This window comes from Erwinia oleae (genome assembly GCF_000770305.1).
Lineage (GTDB): Bacteria > Pseudomonadota > Gammaproteobacteria > Enterobacterales > Enterobacteriaceae > Erwinia > Erwinia oleae.
The window spans coordinates 36,125-52,719 of sequence record NZ_JNVB01000003.1; the positions used below are offsets into that span (position 1 = coordinate 36,125).

The 16,595-nt window shown below is 51.1% G+C and carries 15 protein-coding genes; 2 read left to right on the forward strand and 13 right to left on the reverse strand.

All coding sequences use genetic code 11. The features are described 5' to 3' along the window. Nucleotides 1-3: 3 nt before the first annotated feature. Together GS12_RS01530 and GS12_RS01535 are read right to left on the reverse strand one after the other, a co-directional pair. Nucleotides 4-672, reverse strand: coding sequence for a DUF1190 family protein (locus tag GS12_RS01530; protein ID WP_034943328.1), 669 nt, complete (start codon nt 670-672; stop codon nt 4-6). Nucleotides 673-845: 173 nt separating this feature from the next. Next, nucleotides 846-3,044 carry a filamentous hemagglutinin N-terminal domain-containing protein gene (locus GS12_RS01535; protein WP_034943330.1) on the reverse strand — a complete coding sequence of 733 codons (2,199 nt, stop codon included), beginning with the start codon at nt 3,042-3,044 and terminating at the stop codon, nt 846-848. Between the two features lie 323 nt (nt 3,045-3,367). Between GS12_RS01535 and GS12_RS01540 the strand changes: the two genes are divergently transcribed. Further along, nucleotides 3,368-3,583, forward strand: coding sequence for a hypothetical protein (locus tag GS12_RS01540; RefSeq protein ID WP_034917064.1), 216 nt, complete (start codon nt 3,368-3,370; stop codon nt 3,581-3,583). A gap of 100 nt (nt 3,584-3,683) precedes the next feature. After that, nucleotides 3,684-3,992 (forward strand): hypothetical protein, encoded by a 309-nt coding sequence (locus GS12_RS01545; protein ID WP_034917063.1) that lies wholly within the window; start codon nt 3,684-3,686, stop codon nt 3,990-3,992. A 50-nt stretch (nt 3,993-4,042) separates the two neighbouring features. On the opposite strand, the gene GS12_RS01550 is transcribed toward GS12_RS01545, so the two are convergent. Genes GS12_RS01550 through GS12_RS01600 form a run of 11 tightly spaced genes read right to left on the reverse strand, consistent with a single transcriptional unit; the run spans nt 4,043 to nt 16,592 of the window. Further along, nucleotides 4,043-5,062: a hypothetical protein gene (locus GS12_RS01550; protein ID WP_034943331.1), complete on the reverse strand. Its 1,020-nt coding sequence runs from the start codon at nt 5,060-5,062 to the stop codon at nt 4,043-4,045. Between the two features lie 13 nt (nt 5,063-5,075). Further along, entirely contained in the window at nt 5,076-6,026 is a 951-nt protein-coding gene (locus GS12_RS01555; protein ID WP_052118318.1) for an ACP S-malonyltransferase, read from the reverse strand. Continuing rightward, nucleotides 6,001-7,389, reverse strand: a complete 1,389-nt coding sequence (locus tag GS12_RS01560) for a hypothetical protein (protein ID WP_034943333.1) — start codon at nt 7,387-7,389, stop codon at nt 6,001-6,003. The genes GS12_RS01555 and GS12_RS01560 overlap by 26 nt, the downstream gene beginning before the upstream one ends. Further along, nucleotides 7,386-8,207: an outer membrane lipoprotein-sorting protein gene (locus GS12_RS01565; protein WP_084089535.1), complete on the reverse strand. Its 822-nt coding sequence runs from the start codon at nt 8,205-8,207 to the stop codon at nt 7,386-7,388. Before GS12_RS01565 ends, GS12_RS01560 begins: the two co-directional genes overlap by 4 nt. A 9-nt stretch (nt 8,208-8,216) precedes the next feature. Further along, entirely contained in the window at nt 8,217-8,978 is a 762-nt protein-coding gene (locus GS12_RS01570; protein WP_034943335.1) for an SDR family oxidoreductase, read from the reverse strand. Nucleotides 8,979-9,014: 36 nt separating this feature from the next. Continuing rightward, a complete protein-coding gene (locus tag GS12_RS01575) occupies nt 9,015-10,340 on the reverse strand; it encodes an ABC transporter permease (RefSeq protein WP_034943337.1) in 1,326 nt (441 codons plus the stop codon). Further along, nucleotides 10,337-11,035: a hypothetical protein gene (locus tag GS12_RS22890; RefSeq protein ID WP_052118319.1), complete on the reverse strand. Its 699-nt coding sequence runs from the start codon at nt 11,033-11,035 to the stop codon at nt 10,337-10,339. Before GS12_RS22890 ends, GS12_RS01575 begins: the two co-directional genes overlap by 4 nt. Next, on the reverse strand, nt 11,028-11,738 hold the full coding sequence (locus tag GS12_RS01585; protein ID WP_034917052.1) for an ABC transporter ATP-binding protein: 711 nt from the start codon (nt 11,736-11,738) through the stop codon (nt 11,028-11,030). The genes GS12_RS22890 and GS12_RS01585 overlap by 8 nt, the downstream gene beginning before the upstream one ends. After that, complete coding sequence (locus GS12_RS01590; RefSeq protein ID WP_152601333.1) at nt 11,735-12,787, reverse strand: hypothetical protein; 1,053 nt, start codon at nt 12,785-12,787, stop codon at nt 11,735-11,737. Before GS12_RS01590 ends, GS12_RS01585 begins: the two co-directional genes overlap by 4 nt. Further along, the gene (locus GS12_RS01595; RefSeq protein WP_034943341.1) at nt 12,784-14,034 is read right to left on the reverse strand and encodes a beta-ketoacyl synthase N-terminal-like domain-containing protein; all 1,251 of its coding nucleotides are present in this window, start codon (nt 14,032-14,034) and stop codon (nt 12,784-12,786) included. Before GS12_RS01595 ends, GS12_RS01590 begins: the two co-directional genes overlap by 4 nt. Continuing rightward, nucleotides 14,031-16,592, reverse strand: coding sequence for a beta-ketoacyl-[acyl-carrier-protein] synthase family protein (locus GS12_RS01600; RefSeq protein ID WP_034943343.1), 2,562 nt, complete (start codon nt 16,590-16,592; stop codon nt 14,031-14,033). Before GS12_RS01600 ends, GS12_RS01595 begins: the two co-directional genes overlap by 4 nt. Between the last annotated feature and the right edge of the window lie 3 nt (nt 16,593-16,595).

Below are 16,595 nucleotides of genomic sequence, written 5' to 3' on the forward strand. Positions count from 1 at the left end.
CCGTCAGCCTCCAAAGGAGCGACGTGAACCTGAGGTCGCGCTGCTGCGTTGCATAGTCGACTGCTTCGCCACGCTTTCGCCAAAGCCGCCACGGGTCACCGTACTGGTGGTCGCCGGTTTTGGCGCCAGTGCGGTTTTCGGTACGGTCATAGTGCGCCCCGGGGTCGCATTGCCGAAGCTTTTGCCCGCGGCGTCAACGAATTTACCGTTAGCAGGACTGTTTGGCGCACGAGAAGTAAACAGCGGCTGAGGCGCAACGCGACCGCTGCCGCCCATCATGCGACCCATCATATAACCGGCCATCAGCGGCATCCAGAAGCTGCCGCTCTGCTGCGACTCGGCATTGGTGTTGCCGACACCGGCCTGCGCGGGTGCCTGCTGGCACTGGCCTTCGCCAAACTCTGCCACACACTCTTCGCGGCTGGCGTATTTCGGCGCGGTTTTGGCCGCCTCTTTTTGCGCGTCGTTAAATGCGGTGGTGCACTGCTCGCTTTTGCCAGGATTGGCGCTTGAGCAGTCGTCGGCATTCTGATAAAGCGAAACCGTTTCATCCGCCTGCTCACAACCGGCAAGCATAAAAACAGCGCTGACGGCGAAAGCGACGGGTGTTAAGTGTCGTGCGCTCCAGCTTTTGCGAAAGGAGGCATGATTAATATTTTTTGTCCGTTTCATCATTATTGTCCTGAGCCCAGAGTAAGGGGACAGGATAGGGGAATGGCGCTGAAAAATGAAGCGAGAAGGCCGCAATGGTGGTGGGTATTTACACAGCTATACGTTCGTCAGATCGTTTGCGTGCGTCCACCCAATGCGGACGCACGCGAAGAGCTTATCTACAAAATCAGCAGCTACTCACCCGATTTATTACCTGAGTCAATGGAGCCGATGTTAAAAACGATGCCATCGACGTTCAGGTTTACCTTGTTATCCGCATAGATGCGGTTAAACAGATAATTTCCAAGCTGTGATGCAGTAATATCGATATTATTACCCGCCCTCACCGTACTCCAGTTATGAAAACCGCCATCAATATCAAGAGTAATATCATTCCCGGCAGAGATATTTTGATAATTTGAAAAAGCCTGGTCAACCTTTAGCTGAAGATCATTTTCGGCCTGTAATAAGCCAGAGGTTCCGTTAATAGCATGCGTTGTCATAAGCAGATCCTGCCCGGCCTTCACATTGCCATTTTGATTGCGCATCTCTTTAATGTTAAGGATGGCACTCTGTTTGCTTAAAATATCGGCATTCGCGTTATCAACTGAATTTGCATTGATCGTCATATCGTTATTACTGAGGATCCGGCTCTGCTGATTACTCAGTCGCTCGGTTTTAAGATTAAGCGCGCCTCCGCTAACGATGCCACCCTCAACATCAATCTCGATATTTTCCAGCCAGACGCCAAACATCGGACCATATAGCGTCTTATAGCGATTGACGACTGACTTTGCATCAATCTTCATATCGCCTTTTGAAACCAGGATACCACCCGTATTGCTGAGTTTGTTGGTATTAATGATCAGCTCGCCCGTTGCGATGGCGGCAGTATCGTTTATAACGGAATCAGTCGCGTTCAGGGTGGTTTTTCCACCTGTTTCAATGCCGCCCATCCGATTGTCAATTTTAGTGGCGTTAATGGTAAGATCCTGACCGGTTGTGATGCCACTATAACTCAGATCAAGCTTATCGATGTTCAGCAGCATATTATTTGTAGCATACAGACCGCCGCGATAATTCCACAGGGAGTTTGCCTTTATCTCCATATCCCCTTCGCTGAGCAACCGTCCAGTTTCGTTATTGATATGATCTGTTTCGAGCGTAAATTCCTGCCTGGCATAAATGACAGAATCGTTGACGTTTTTCAGATTAGCCGCCGAGATATTTATGGCTCGTTGACTTACCAGTTCCGCAGAGCGACCGCTTGCGCCGTTTTCAAGGTCGCCTTTACCGGTATTGATAACCAGATCGCCCGCACTCCTTATCGAGGCTTTATTAACCAGTTTTCCACTTTGAATAGTTAAGTGTCCAGTGGAAACCAATTCGCCGGCGTTTTCAAAATTGTTCCCCTGTGTTGATAGCACCATATTTCTGCCACTTTTAATGCGCCCGCTGTTGCTTAAATTTCCTTTGAGCGTCGTGGTTAGATCACTGGCAGCATCAATGACGCCATTATTACTCAGATAGCCTGCTGTAGTGATCGTAATATCATTCAGCGTTGACTGAAGCAGACCTGCGTTTTTTACGCCAAAGCCTTCTTCAGTCGCAATCATCGTAATACGATCGGCCTGAATGCCCCCCAGCGCGGTCACATCGACGGCAACTTTATTGCCAAACCAACTGTTATTCTGACCTGTTTTAGTCACATTAAGCGTATCATTATCAACAGCGTTCTTTCCGGTAACAATTCGCAGGTTTTCGGCTTTTAATGCTGCGCTGACTTTGAGCATATTCGTCAGGATATCGGTGTAGGATGAATCATGGTCGATCAGACCTTTGCCTTTGATATCAACTTGCCCGCCTTTAATATCAAAACTTTTGAGCACGCCATTGTCAATAAGCGCTTTACCGGTCGCCAGGGTTGAGCGTTGTGTGTTGATGAATCCACAACCGCTACAGGTAATACCTGCGGGGTTTGCAACGATAACCTGCGCTTTTTCACCGGCAACTTCGACCATACCGGCGAGAATGCTTGGGAGACCACTGGTGACTTCATTCAAAATAATAGAGGCTGACTGCCCGGCAAGCCTTTCATTGGCAGCTATGTTGCCAGCCAGTTGCGTGTTGCTGGCCTGAGTTCCGTTGTTTAAGACAACGCCCTTCATGCCTACATCAAAGTTAGAATAAACATTATGAGAGAGCCCATTCCCAGAAACAGGATTAATATTTACAACTGTTGTTCCATTATTGCTTGAAATAATTTTTGGTGACTGGGGATGATTCATATCAGGAATTATGGCTGAATAGCTCTGAATGCTGTATCCTGATGCGATCAACGTTGCAATAAATGCACTATAGATCGGTGATTTCTTTTGATTTTTATCCCGCATATGATATTTCCTTATTTGATGGGGTCGGGGGTTATGGGAAATTTTATAGTGAGGATTTTCAGATCATAAGAAATCCTCCCCATATATATTGGCATTGAAAAAAATAACTTTATATAGTAATAAAGTTATTTGCATGTGTGAGAAATTTGACGGAATATTAAATTAATCATCTGGAGTATTATGAAGTAAGATTCAGTACGCTTTTCTGGTATTCTGACAGGACTAAATAAGTTGTATATCATTATTGTTTTGTTATAAAATTCAGCTGGTAAAACTCCCGATTAAAATCTTCGGGGCATCATAGTGAAATAAGAGGGATCTTAATGCGCACCTTAAACCATCATGAAGTGCTTTGTGTCAGTGGCAGCGGTAGTGAAAATGCTTTTGATTTTATCATGGATGCTATTTGTGGTTTTATTAGCGGGCCGGTGAATGCTATGCTTAACTTCATACCTGATATTATATCAAACTTAATTAACTTCGGCGCCAGCGTGCTGACGGCTATTTTTCATGAAGCCTTAGCAAGAATGGGCTTATAACCATCCAGTTTATTTATTACTGGTGGGAATAAGCGTTGTAGTAAAGTAAGTGTGTTGTTTCTAAGAGTATTAATTCTACTTAATAAGGAAGGAGTAAAAAATGAGGGAACTCACTGTTAAAGAAATACACCAGACCAGTGGTGGAATATTCGGTATCATTACAGCGCCGATTGGTGCTTTCATTGGTTTTGTTGTCGGTGAACTCGTCGATGAAGCGCTGGCAATGTTTGGCAATTTCGAGACAAACTTCAGAGGTGCTGGCATGAGTTTAGGTGCGGGAATCGCGGCACTCATCGGCTTATCACCTATTATGACGCTGGTCTTCATGCGTGAAGGTATCTTAGGTATGGTACAAAACGGCCTTGATATTGCTCAGCAAGCCAGGGATCGTCGTCAGCCTTCCGCATAATATTCTGTCATTTCTGAACTAATTAAACCACGTCCTGAGACGTGGTTTTTTTAATTATCCACATCGGCAGGTTTAAACTGACTAAGATCATGCAGGATTTTCTTTGCCTGATGATAGTCGCGTTTAAGGACGTTATATTTTTCAATACTAAATATCATTAATGGTATCAGCAGGCAACATAAATAGACTGCCCAGAATTGAGCGTTACTGAAACTGGATAAAATCAGGCAGGCAGAGCATGTCCACGCAAGGGTGATGCTCATCCAGAAAATTATTCTGCTTTTTATCGCGGTTTTCAGATATTTTTTTGACGTCAGGTTAACAAGCGCTTCAGAAATAATTTCTCCGCAGAAAATGTACCGTCGGCTTCGCTGCGCGACCAGCAGCATAAAGCCAGTTACAATCTCCATTAGAATAATCATTGCAATAATAAAAGCTGGTGAGTCAATACCTGCCGTTACGCTAAAGTCAGGCTTGCTGGAGAGGGGAAGCACCAGTGCAAGATTAACCATGAGCACTATGACGATATCTTCAACGAGATAATGGGTTATGCGCCTTCTTTTTATTTTCAATAAAGTTCGTTTTGAAATATGTAAAATTACTTTTTGAATATAAGCATGGAGCGTTTTTTTATGTAAAACAAAGATTCCATATGGCAGGATAATTACTCCACAAAAAAGCAGCCAGCCGGTAATTAAATAATCCGGAAGCAACATGCTAATGCCATATAGTACTATGGATGTCGCTATCGATATTCCTGCGCTGCATAAAGGCTTTGCAAGCCAGATAGTTATATCTCCAATGGTTTTTTTTGCTAATTGTTCAATAGTCTGCTTATTTTCATACATGCGCATCGTACAGATGGTATACATCCAGTAAGCCCGTCCTTCTCTGGCCATTGTCCACGCGAAAGATACCGCAATGGCCGTCAGGCCAGTAAACATCTCTTGCGGGGTGGCATAAAGTGTATTCCTGACCAGAGAAGTCATCAGAATTGCGACAGAAATAAAGCAGCCAATCGCGAAGAATACATTATGCCGATTGATGAAACGGAAATAGGTCGGGATCATTATTCGCAATGCCTTATACAGAATTCAGAGGTAATAATAAATCACGGTAATGATATTTACCGTGCGTAAGTCTGTTTTCGTCCAGTAGTGTTAACAGGAATTTTTTTGCGCTGATTTCAAGAAAGTTATGCTGCGCAGTCTGCTGGCAATGCACCATCGTTTCGCGCCAGCGCACCGGGTCTGTCAAATGATGCGCAAGATGGTCGATAATCGCCTCCGGACAGGTTTCAGGCTGTGCGGTGCGATTCATATAAACAGCAATCTCAGGTGCTTTTAGCGGCAGAGATGACAAAAGTTGGCGAAGTTCCGCTACACCTGCGGCCATCAGTTCGCAATGCCATGCACCATTTACCGCCAGTTTAGTGGGTGCGATGCCTCTTGACAGCAGGGCACTGACCAGGGTTTTCATTGCGTCAATGTTGCCCGCAACCACCTGGCGATCGGCTGCATTGTCGCACGCTACCTGCAAAGTCGGGCGTAGTCCAAGCTCGCCGATCAGCGTCGACAGCGTGTTTCTGCACAAACCCTGAATGTGATACATGGCGCCTTTATTTTCAGTCGCCAGCCGCTGCATGATAGCCGCACGCCCGGCAATCGCCCTGAACAGGCTTTCCTGCGTAAAAACACCCGCCAGCCACAGCGCTGAGTATTCGCCAGCGCTATGGCCAGCGCAGGCTGTAACAGGCAGTTTTTCTTGTTCTTTCAGTGCGGTTACCGCCGCGACATTAAATGCGGTAATGGCGATTTGTTGATATCGCGTTTGCGTTAAACGCGTCATCGGTCCTTTCAGGCAAAGTTTGCGAACATCCATGCCGGTTATATCACTGGCGCATTCAAATACCTGGCGGGTAGCCGCTGAGCGATCGATAATATCGGCACCCATGCCGGGTTGTGCCGAACCCTGGCCAGCAAACAGCACCATCCATTGTCGTTCACCGTTACCAGAAATAGCGTAATCCTGCATAATAAAGTCCTTTTTCGCCAAATAAGCTAAATTCGCTGCCAGCACGCCCAAAACTGAGTGTTGTACCTGTATAAATTTCCGTGTCATCCCTGACCGGGCTACTCACCTGCATAGTTGTTAACACGCTTCCGTCCGTCAGGTTAGCGATCGCTGATGTTCGCCAGTTCAATGCGCCTGTTTCACTACGATTTCGGCTGTTAAACAGCATAAGATAGTGTTTGGTTTGTAATGCGCCCTGTCGGCCGGTTCGGTCAATTTCAGCGGCCATTAAACGTGAATAAAGGCGAAAGCCATCCTGCACGATGGGCAATGAGGTTATGGGATAACGGGGGTTGATATAGCCGCCGTTCGCAAAGGCAACATCCCGCGTTAACTGCCGCCATTCACTGCGAGAGTAACCCTGACTCTGGCCATAATACTCAACGCCTGATTCAATTTGTTCGCTGCTGGTATAGCGCACGCCGCCGCCAATATCGCCGGTGACACCGCCTGAACGTCGACTAAACGGCTCTTTTGTTGCCGAAGCATCGTAGCTGTGCAGTCCCTGGGTGGCCTCTTTTTGAAGGTGGCGCCAGGTTTGACCCTTCGCGAATCCCCCTTCAAGATTGAGCACCCAGTTGTCGTTCAGCATGTAATTCACGCCGGCAGAAAGGCGCTTTTGCGCACCGGCGAGCAGCGATATCGTTGAGGTTCTGTTCGCCAGCCCACTTGTCGAATAGCTGAAAAGATAGCGATCCTGAGCATTAGTTCTTTTAAGCGAGCTCTCGTGGTAGTCAGCATCAATATCCGTATTTTCCTGCGTCAGCCGGGGCAGGATCACCGCATCCCAACTGCCGGAGGCCGTCAATAAACTGGCGGAGATCCCCCACGATCCTTCATCGTAAAAAGCGGGCCAGCTATCGCCTGCGGCATTAACGTGAACGCTGCGAAATGCCCCGTGAGGGTTACGCAAAAGATCCAGTGGCGATACGGTATAGAGATAACCGTAACGCCGTCGTATTTTTCCTGCGTCAATAAACAGATTTTCACGAGCGGCCCAACTGAGCGCCGCCAGGTTATAAAACATTCTTCCCTGACGACGGCGATCCTGTAGCGAACCCGGCTGATGACGGTGCCAAATGAACTCGCCGTTGGCTTCGCCTTTAAAAGTGAGTGCTTCTCCGGCATAACAGTTAAGCGAAGCCGAACCGTAAACGTTTAGCAACGTGTTGTGTTTGAATGCGTTGTCATGATCGTTCCACTGTGTACGGCTACTGCTTAATTGCACTCCTTCCAGACCCACATTCCCTCTGGGAGATTGGCAACCCACATCCGCCAGCGCCGCCAAAGGCATAAGAAACACCAGTAAACCAGGCTGTTTCATTGGCTGCCCCGGCTTAAATAGTCTTTCTGAAAATAGCTTTCAGGCAGCGATTCCAGCATCAGATCGCTGTACGTCATGGTGGTCCAGTTATCTTTTCGCAGCGCATCTTCTACGATAATTGTTGCCGGACGCATTACGCCCAACGCGTCGGTATAGTTATGGTAGCGAGAGCGCTTAATCAGCCGTCCTTCCGTAGAAAGGAAATCTATCTGCTGAGGGTAATACGTGCCGACTTCGACCCAGTAAGTAATGGCGGGATAGGGGACTGACGGCCACCGGCGGGTTAACGACAGCTTGTAGCATTTGGTTTCGTTACACGCTTCCGTGCCCAACAGGGTGGAAACGTAGGAGTAGTCGAAGTCCGCTGCGACCACATCGCCATTCGAGACCTGGCCCAGCAGGCGTTGCTGGCGCGAAATAGGAATGGGACGACGCAGTTCCGGCGCGAAATACCACATTTTATCAAGATCGGAGAGCAGTACTTTACCCTTGTCTCTCACGGGGGAGACGAAGCGCACCAGCGCGCGCGCTTCGCCTTTTTCGCGCTGCTCATCCGGTTTATAGAAGCGCATTGAGATATCCAGCACCTGCTGCTTTTCCGTCAAATCCCTGCCGTTCTTATGCTCCGTTAGCGTCAGCGTATAGCGGAAGGGTTTGTCCGGAGCACGAACACGGTCGGCGCGACGGATGATCTCTCTGGCTTTGCTGTCTTCTTGCGTGATTTGCGACAGCTGCTCGCGATCCAGTGAGAGCACCGGCGGCCGATCTTCCGCCTGCAAAGGGGCTGACAGCAGGAGCAGGAGTAGTAATGGCAGCATTTTTCCACCTCAGGCCGACAGCGACATGCCAAGATCGGCAACAAGTGTGGTGCCGCGAATAGCGCTGGACTGAGGAGAGATTAAAAAGGCTGCGATATCCGCGACTTCTTTCGGCTCAATCAGCCAGCGGCGCGGACTGTGTTCATATCGCGCGTACAGCTCTGGCCAGAGTTTTTGCAGATATTCCGCCATATCGGTGTTAACCATACCCGCACACAGGCCATTGACGCGGATGCCCTTTGCATAGAGTTCCACCTCAAGATAGCCAACCAGCGACTCAAGCGCCGACTTCACAATGCCCAGCGGATAATCGGGTAATACACGACGGCTGCCCATACTGGATATGATGCAGATTGAACCGCCGACAGGCATCAGCGGTACAATTTCGTTAACGCAGCTATTATTTCCGATGATGTTGCCATTCAGCAGCAGTTTCCAGTCGCTACGGGTCATCTCGCTAAAGGGCTTAAACGGTGCGCTGGCGGCATTAAGGACTAAATGGTCGATTCGCTCCACGCCGTCCTGCTTCAATTTTTTAACCATTTCAGCAATTTCACGCGGTTCGCTGATATCAGCCTTCGCCAGTCTGACCGACACCTGCTGCGCGGCGGGCGATACCAGAAACTGTTGTAGTCCGGCTGCGCTTTTCCCCTGATCTTTTCGATAGTTTAAAATAAGATCATAGCCCTGAGCGGCAAACTCCTGCGCCATGGCCATGCCCACGCCGCGGCCGGCACCGGTAATAAAAACGGTTTGATCCTTTTTATTCATTTTTCATTCCCTGATTTAACCTTATTAAATTAATTCCTAAACAAAGCGAAATGCTTCAGCAATAACCAGATTGGCTGCGCGGCGTGAAGGAATAATCGACGCAATAAGCGCAGTCACCAGCGGTAACGCACATGAGAACCAAAACAGATGCATATCCTGATCCCACATCACAAACGCCAGATATCCCTGTGTATAGCCGGGAGAGGGCGGCATGGGTACGCCATTAATATTGATAAGCATGGCAATGATCAGTCCAAAGAAGACGCTCAACACGGCACCTATCAAGCCGATGATGATCCCTTCAAGAATAAACAGCCGGCCAATATACGATTTGCTCAGCCCCAGCGCTCTTAGCGTGGCAATTTCGCGGGTGCGTTCAATGACATTCATCATCAGGGTGTTGCCGATCATAAACACCACGATAATGCTGACAATGGTCTTGATAAACAGGAAAATACCTTCAAAAAGATTGACCACCTGATGGTAAAAAATGGCCAGTTCATCCCAGGCGTGAACCTCAAGAGGAAGATTATTTGCCCCGACAATCTCCTTAACCCGAGCCATTACCGCTTCGGTCTGGCTGGTGTCCTGAAGGAGCATAATAATTTTGCTGACATCTTCGGTCTGTAGCAGATGCTGGGCCGTTGCAAGCGGCACTTTAATTGCCGTATCGTCATAGTCTTTAATCCCCGATCGGAACACGCCGCGAACCAGGGCAGACATTGCGTTCTGGCCGCCTTCAGGATTCACCACCAGCAGATCGGTCCAGTCATCGTAACCTGCGTTCAGCATGTTTGAGACACCGCTGCCCAGCGTGATATTAAGCGGCTTAACGTCTGATAAATCGCTGCCGGAAATAATGGTGTCCAGCGCACCCAGCAGTAACGAGGTTTTTGGTTCAATGCCTACGCCGGCAAAAAACGTTGAGACGCCTTTGTCGTACTGCGAAATGATGCCGGAAAACTCCAACTGGCCGGTGATGGTTTTGGTCTGTTCGGCAATCATGGGGTCGGCCAACAACAGGGCTTTCACCTTTGTATAATCTTTAATGGTGTATTGCAGTGAGCGACTGTTGCCGTTAGCCATATAACCCTGTTGATATATCTGGATATGGCCAAGATTGGTGCGGATGGTCTGTTCGCGCAGGGCATAGAATGAGTAATCGACAAAACCGCCAAAAATGAACACCGCTACGCCGCCAAGCGTAATGGCCATCAGTGTTACGGCCGAGCGGCGCCGGTGACGAAACAGATTAAGAAAGGTATAACGAATATCCGTTGGCTTTCGCACCAACGTAACGGCCACCACGCAGACCGCATAAGCAATCAGAATATTAGAGATAATGAATAATACGTTGCTCATCCTTTGCCCTCCATAAGCGGGAGTATCACCTCGTCAATTTCTTCCGACGTCCAGGCGGGTGCCGTACCAGCGTTATTTTCCAGCAGGGCTTCGCCGTCAGCGTCCATCTCATGCAGCGTTTTCCATGCCAGGGCGGCCATGTCGCCGTCGTTGCAACTTTCTGCCGCACGCGCGCGCATCAGCGTCAGCATCGGTTTAAGCGAGGCAGGAACGGCGTCATTCAGGGTGTTCACATCTTTGATAGCAACAACACAACGGCCGTTACTGGCAGGTACAAAGGCATCCATACGCGCACGTAGCCAGAACAGACGCCAGTTTTCAGGCTCAGTCTCTGCGGCTTCATCCAGTGCATAAAATCCCAGTTTTGAAAGCTCAGCCGCGCGCATGTAATTCTTTTTACGCAGATAATCACCCGCCTGAAAGAGCTGCCCATAGCCATAAAACATTCTGACGGTACGGTCGTCAGGTTGAGCGCCAAGCTGTTTTTCTAATAAAAACGTCGCGTCGTTGAGTCTGGCGCTATCTCGCTTATCCTGCATCAGCAGCAGAGCCTGCGCGGTAACATTATCGGTGCTCAAGGCTTGCAGGCGCTGCTTCAGTTGCGAACCGGCGGCCCAGCCTGACGAAGGCAAACCCAATACCATCAGGGCAAGCAGTAGCAAAAAGCCGAGCCCCAGACGGGTCAGCTTATGCATTGCAGTAATCATCCTTGATCCTTCCATCTTCAATTTGCAAAACTCGCCGCGCCCGGTCGCGTAATAACGGGGAGTGAGTGGAGATAATGAACGTGGTTTTCAGTTCATGGTTCATCGCCAACAATAAATCGATAATCTCTTCACCCGTCCGGGTATCCAGGTTACCGGTTGGTTCATCAGCAACCACTAAACGCGGCTTTTTCACCAGCGCGCGCGCGATCGCCACCCGCTGCTGTTGACCGCCGGAAAGCTCACCCGGCGGCCGACGGTAATGATCCAGTAAGCCCACTTTCTCAATAATATGCATAACCTGCTCGCGGGCGTCGTTTCGCCTGAATCCGTTGAGCATCAGCGGATAGTAGACGTTATCGAAAACGCTGAGCACCGGCAGAAGGTTAAAGAACTGAAAAACAAACCCTATGGCGTCAGCACGCAGCTTCGCCATCTGGCCATCGTTGAGCTGCGCGAGATCGTTGCCAAGCAGATACACTTCTCCGTGAGTCGGTTCATCTATGCCTGCGAGCAGGTTAAGCAGGGTACTTTTACCACTGCCGGACGGCCCGCAGAGTGCGATAAACTCACCATCATGGATCTCGGTGGTGATGGCATGAAGCGCATGAACAGGATTAGCCGGATCGCCATAGCTTTTGCTGGCCTGATTCAGAATGGCCAGCGGTAGAGGTCGGGCAGACTGAGTGTTCATAGTGACGTGTTTTTCTCCCTGAGATCGATAGTGTCCTGATGCAGTGCCGCTGCCGGAAGGCAATTAACCAGCCACAGGCGTTGGTCGGGATGCAGGCTGCTTATCAGGGCCGGCGTCCGCGCCGCTTCAGCCGTAAACCAGTGATATATTCCCAGCGCCGGATTCAGACTGCCGCTGTCTCCGTATTGGTGATAAAGAGGGACATGGTGGGCGAACGCGGCTGCGGCGCGGCGGTTGATGTCAAGCAAAGCAGGCGCCGGAGGAGCACAGCTGAAAATGTGTTCACCGCCGGCATCACGCCAGTATTCTGACAACCGCTCTGCGGCGGCGCGGTGCGCTGTCGGCAGGATCTGCCTCGGGCCAACCGAGAGGGAGGGCAGGGTCTCCTCGCATTTTGTTACCAGCATACAAAGATTGCGCTCTACGGCGAAAAGCGCATTCGTCCCGCGTTGTGGCGACGGTTTTCTGCGCGGCCAGCGCTCTGTCTCGGATAAAGACATCACCGGGAAATGCCGATGTTGGCCGCAAATCACCACGTTATCGGCAACACCGCTATGAAGACAGTCCTGCGCCATATCCAGCGCCAGCAAGAAGCCCGTGCGTTCACCGCGCAGTTTGCCGCTAAAGGCCTGAATCTTAAAATCCCACAGGATTTTTTTGGGCAGGATGTCGACAAACATCGAATCACGCCAGTTATCGATATCTTCGAACAGACTGGTTTCGCCCCAGGAATCGAAAAATATCATGGCGTTTTTTGCCCCGCGCTGACGCAGCCGTTTCTGCGCTGCGCGAGTCTGTAAGGCACGCTCGCAGGTATCGGTAAAGGCGTCGATGCTGTCACGAAGTTCCGTTTTACGTGGCGCAAGCGGCACGTCACCACCAAACCGGCGAAACATCCAGCCATCTGTTAACGTTTTTCTGCACGCTTTTTTATAAAGTGACGCTTCCCAGACATTATGCCAGCCGGGTTGGAAGCGGACAGGCAGGCTGGTGGGCTCCTGTATCTCCATGGCAACCAGTCCTGTCGCCAGCGCGGAAGTGGGTTTCAAGGCTGCACCTCCCGGCGCGAAAGGACGCTGCTGACGATAGAGCCTTCCATGCCCAGGGCCGTTTTGACCAGATGTCGGGCCGTTAACGTAACGGGGGCGGTATTGCAATGCAGGTGAAGATGGCTGGAGGTCGTCGTCTTCACCGGACTGTGCCAGGAGAGCAGTCGCTGTGTTTTCAACGCGTCGCAGGCAATAATCAGATCCACCAGCGCGCTACAGGTGGAGAGGTAGCCTGTCTGGCCTTTATAGCTCACGACCGGAATGCCTTCATCGCCCCAGAGTTTACGAATTGCCATCGCTTCGGTGTTATCACTGGCAGGAATGCCGTTACCGTGGGGAAATATGCAGCCAATCGACCCGGCGGCAACGTCGGCTTCCTTCATCGCCTGCTCAATTGAGTGCGTAATGGTGCGGAAATCACCCGTTGAGGCGTTATCACGCGCTCCGCTGTGTTGATAGCTGACACAACTATCCAGATAGACCGCTGGCGAAAGCCCACGTCTGCGGGCGAGGTCATCACGGCACATCAGTAGCGCTGCGGCGCCGTTGCTGAATAAAACGCTGCTTTCCCGTCCATTGAAAGGGCAAGCGGGAGATTCACCCAGCATGTTTTGCGCGGCAAGAAACATCATATCCTGAGTCAGGATATCCACCCAGCTGACCACCAACGCAACGTCTGCCAGACCGCTGCGAAGAGCGGCGTGCGCAAGGTGCACCGCCGACATTGACGATGCGCTGGCGCTGTATAACGTGGCGGGAGGGCGCGTCAAACCGTAGTGCGCAGCCAGGGCCTCGCTGAGCGCGTCCTGAGCATAACAGTTGGCATGCAATTTTTTGATCGCCGGAAAATAGAGCAGATCTTCCGGGTCGTTGCGATCGCGGTAGCCCGCCACTTCGGCGATATCTGTCCTCAGTCCGTTGCCGGCTATATAAACTCTGACGCGCTCGCCGCTGAGCAAAGAGTGCGGCTGGCCCGACTCGCGCAGCGCTTCATCGATAACGCCGGTTATAAGCCGCAACGTTTCTTTGAGCGTGAGCGCGCGGCGCGTCTTTTGAACGGGCAAAGGCGCGTGTTGCGGATTCACAAACATATTCATCATGCTGCGATCGCGCTCACAGCTGAACCACGGGCGCGAAGGAACGTGGCGACCGGCGGTGAGTCCGGCAATCAGCGCCGGTACATCGCTGGCAAAGGCGCTATACGATCCCCGACCAATCAGCGCCACCGCCTGATTGCGCGACGTCATGCAGGTTTCCTGAGTACGATGGCGTAATGGTTGCCGCCTTCTGTTGAACCCAGCACCAGCGCCGTTTCCACCGTTTGCTTACGTCGCTCGGTAACGAAATCCACCTCTTTTTCGCAGAATGACGTGGTGTGTGGAATGGGCAGAATCTCGCTGCGGCGCATGATTTCAGAAACCATTATCACATTCAGGATCCCCATACAGGATTCCACTACCCCGAAGCAGGCGTTGTAGTTAACAAAGGGCGTTGAGGCCATTTTTTCAGCAAATACATCGCGTATTGCGTTAACTTCGGCACGATCGCTGCTCGACGTACCAATACTGGAACCACAGAAGAGTGAAATATCTTCAGGAGCAAGCTGCGCTTCTGTAAGCGCCTGGCGTATGGCGCAGGCCAGGGCTTCAGCATTTCCCTCTGTGCTGTCAATGTCGAAATAACCGGTACTATTGGCGCGGCCATACCCTGCTATTTCTGCCAGAATCGTGGCGCCGCGTTCAGTTGCCCGCTCGGTGTCCTCAAGGAACAGCATGCCCGCCCCTTCACCGGTGAAAAAACCGGCGGGACTGTCGCTGTAAACGCGAAACGCTTCCGGCGATTCATTCATCATCAGGTTGCGATGGAGCGATTGCAGATAGACCGAGAATGAATTCATCGCCTCATCCGCGCCGCCCACGATGGCCTCAGGTTGCAGACCCTGCCTTACCAGTTCATAACCATAGGTGAGCGCACCCAGGCCGGCATTCATGCCGGTTGCGAGCGTGGTGTTATATCCTTTTATCCCTTCAGAGATGGAGCAGAAGGTGGAGATAGCATTCATCAGCGAGCCGGGAAATTCGGAGGTGCGCACGTTCGCCGTATCGGGATAGAGGCTGTTCAGATAGCGTTCGACGCGCTTTTGCGGCCCGCGCGACATGCCAAGCACCAGGCCCAACTGATGGCCGTCGCGCTTGATTTTACGTCCGGCCTCTTTCATTGACTGCGTCAGCGCCAGCAGAGCGTAGGTTCCGACGTCATCGGCCTTGCGCGGATCGTAACGGCGGAGATATTTACGTGGTTCCAGGCCGTTTATCAGATGCTGCCAGGTTTTTCCGCGCAGCTTTTTGCGCCACTCGCTGCCATCGCCATAGCGTTCAAACAGGAAGTTTTGCATTTCGCTGTTCTCCTGCAAATTGCCGATCATCTCTTCAAACTGCTGAATGGTCTCCTCGTCCAACATCAAAGGAACCAGGCCCTGCGGGGAGGTATCCTGCCAGAGACGATCGAACACGGCGCTCAGATCGTGCCCCTGCGACGTCACCATTCCGCGGCCCACGATGGCTACGCGTCGGGGTTTGTAAGCTGTTTCTGCTGCGCTGCCCACATGCGGGCTGGCGATCACGCAGCAGTTATTACCGCCGAAAGCATAATTGTTCTTCATAAACAGCCGGACAGCGCCGCGCTGGAACTCATTTGGCACGTAATTGAGATCGCAGTTGATGCGTGGTGAACCAAAATTCAACGTTGGCAAAATCATGTCATCGGCCAGTGTCAGGAAACAGGCAACCATCTCAATGATGCCCGCTGCGCCAATATTGTGACCGATATATGACTTTGTTGAACTGACCGGAATTGCGGCGATGTGAGGAAACACTTTTTTCATCGCCAACGTTTCACAGCGATCGTTGGCCTCGGTGCCGGTGCCATGCGCGTTAATGTAATCGATATCAGCGGGTTGCAGGTTCCCGTTTGCCAGGGCGCTATTCATTACCTGTACGGCGCCTTCGGCACGAGGATCGGGCGCGGTTTCATGGCAGGCATCGCCGGAGGTGGCGTAGGAGATCATCTCACCGTAAATGGTGGCGCCACGGGCCACCGCATGCTCATACTCTTCCAGTAACAGCGCGCCTGCGCCTTCGCCAATTGACATACCCGGCGTGCCAGAAAAGGGGCTGGTTGGCGTCGGTTTCATCGCCTGTAATGCGTAGAACCCGGCAAACGTTGGCAGGTAAATGGGTTCTGTGCCAATAACCAGCGCGGTACTGTTTTTACCGTTTTGGATCAAATCAAACCCGATGCCCATGGCGTTGGTGCTGGCCGTACAGGCCGTTGCGAGCAGCTCAAATCCCCCTTTCAGACCGAGCAGGGATGCCACGATGGCGCTACAGGACGAGAAGCAGCCGCAAACAATCGCTTTTTTGAGTGAGAATCGATCTGGCTGGTTTTCGAAAAGTGGAATAAAGGCTTCCGTGCCCGCAGAGGAGACGCCGATAATGAGCGCCGTTTTTGCGCGCCGATCCGCTTCATCCAGGCGTGCCGATTCAAGCGCTTCGTGGCCCACTTTATAAGCCCACAGGGCAGCGTTATCCAGGGTGGCGATCTGTTCTTCGCTCAGTCCCGGAAAATCAAGCGGTTGTAAGACTTCCGAGGCATTGGCATCTTTGAACAGGCCCAGGTATTTTTCGCTTGGGTGTATTCCGCAGGTTTTATTTAACAGCGCCTGTTTGAACTCAGGGACATTGCTGGCGATGGAGGAAAGCTGCCCCATGCCGGTAATGACTACCCGCTTACGTTTTACTAACATTAT

Coding starts and splice junctions, on each gene's coding strand:
- GS12_RS01540 (WP_034917064.1), top strand. CDS start 3,368: ATGCGCACCTTAAACCATCATGAAGTGCTTTGTGTCAGTGGCAGCGGT.
- GS12_RS01555 (WP_052118318.1), bottom strand. CDS start 6,026: ATGCAGGATTACGCTATTTCTGGTAACGGTGAACGACAATGGATGGTG.
- GS12_RS01595 (WP_034943341.1), bottom strand. CDS start 14,034: ATGACGTCGCGCAATCAGGCGGTGGCGCTGATTGGTCGGGGATCGTAT.
- GS12_RS01600 (WP_034943343.1), bottom strand. CDS start 16,592: ATGTTAGTAAAACGTAAGCGGGTAGTCATTACCGGCATGGGGCAGCTT.
- GS12_RS01575 (WP_034943337.1), bottom strand. CDS start 10,340: ATGAGCAACGTATTATTCATTATCTCTAATATTCTGATTGCTTATGCG.
- GS12_RS01545 (WP_034917063.1), top strand. CDS start 3,684: ATGAGGGAACTCACTGTTAAAGAAATACACCAGACCAGTGGTGGAATA.
- GS12_RS01560 (WP_034943333.1), bottom strand. CDS start 7,389: ATGAAACAGCCTGGTTTACTGGTGTTTCTTATGCCTTTGGCGGCGCTG.
- GS12_RS01570 (WP_034943335.1), bottom strand. CDS start 8,978: ATGAATAAAAAGGATCAAACCGTTTTTATTACCGGTGCCGGCCGCGGC.
- GS12_RS01550 (WP_034943331.1), bottom strand. CDS start 5,062: ATGATCCCGACCTATTTCCGTTTCATCAATCGGCATAATGTATTCTTC.
- GS12_RS01535 (WP_034943330.1), bottom strand. CDS start 3,044: ATGCGGGATAAAAATCAAAAGAAATCACCGATCTATAGTGCATTTATT.
- GS12_RS01530 (WP_034943328.1), bottom strand. CDS start 672: ATGAAACGGACAAAAAATATTAATCATGCCTCCTTTCGCAAAAGCTGG.
- GS12_RS01585 (WP_034917052.1), bottom strand. CDS start 11,738: ATGAACACTCAGTCTGCCCGACCTCTACCGCTGGCCATTCTGAATCAG.
- GS12_RS01565 (WP_084089535.1), bottom strand. CDS start 8,207: ATGCTGCCATTACTACTCCTGCTCCTGCTGTCAGCCCCTTTGCAGGCG.
- GS12_RS22890 (WP_052118319.1), bottom strand. CDS start 11,035: ATGCATAAGCTGACCCGTCTGGGGCTCGGCTTTTTGCTACTGCTTGCC.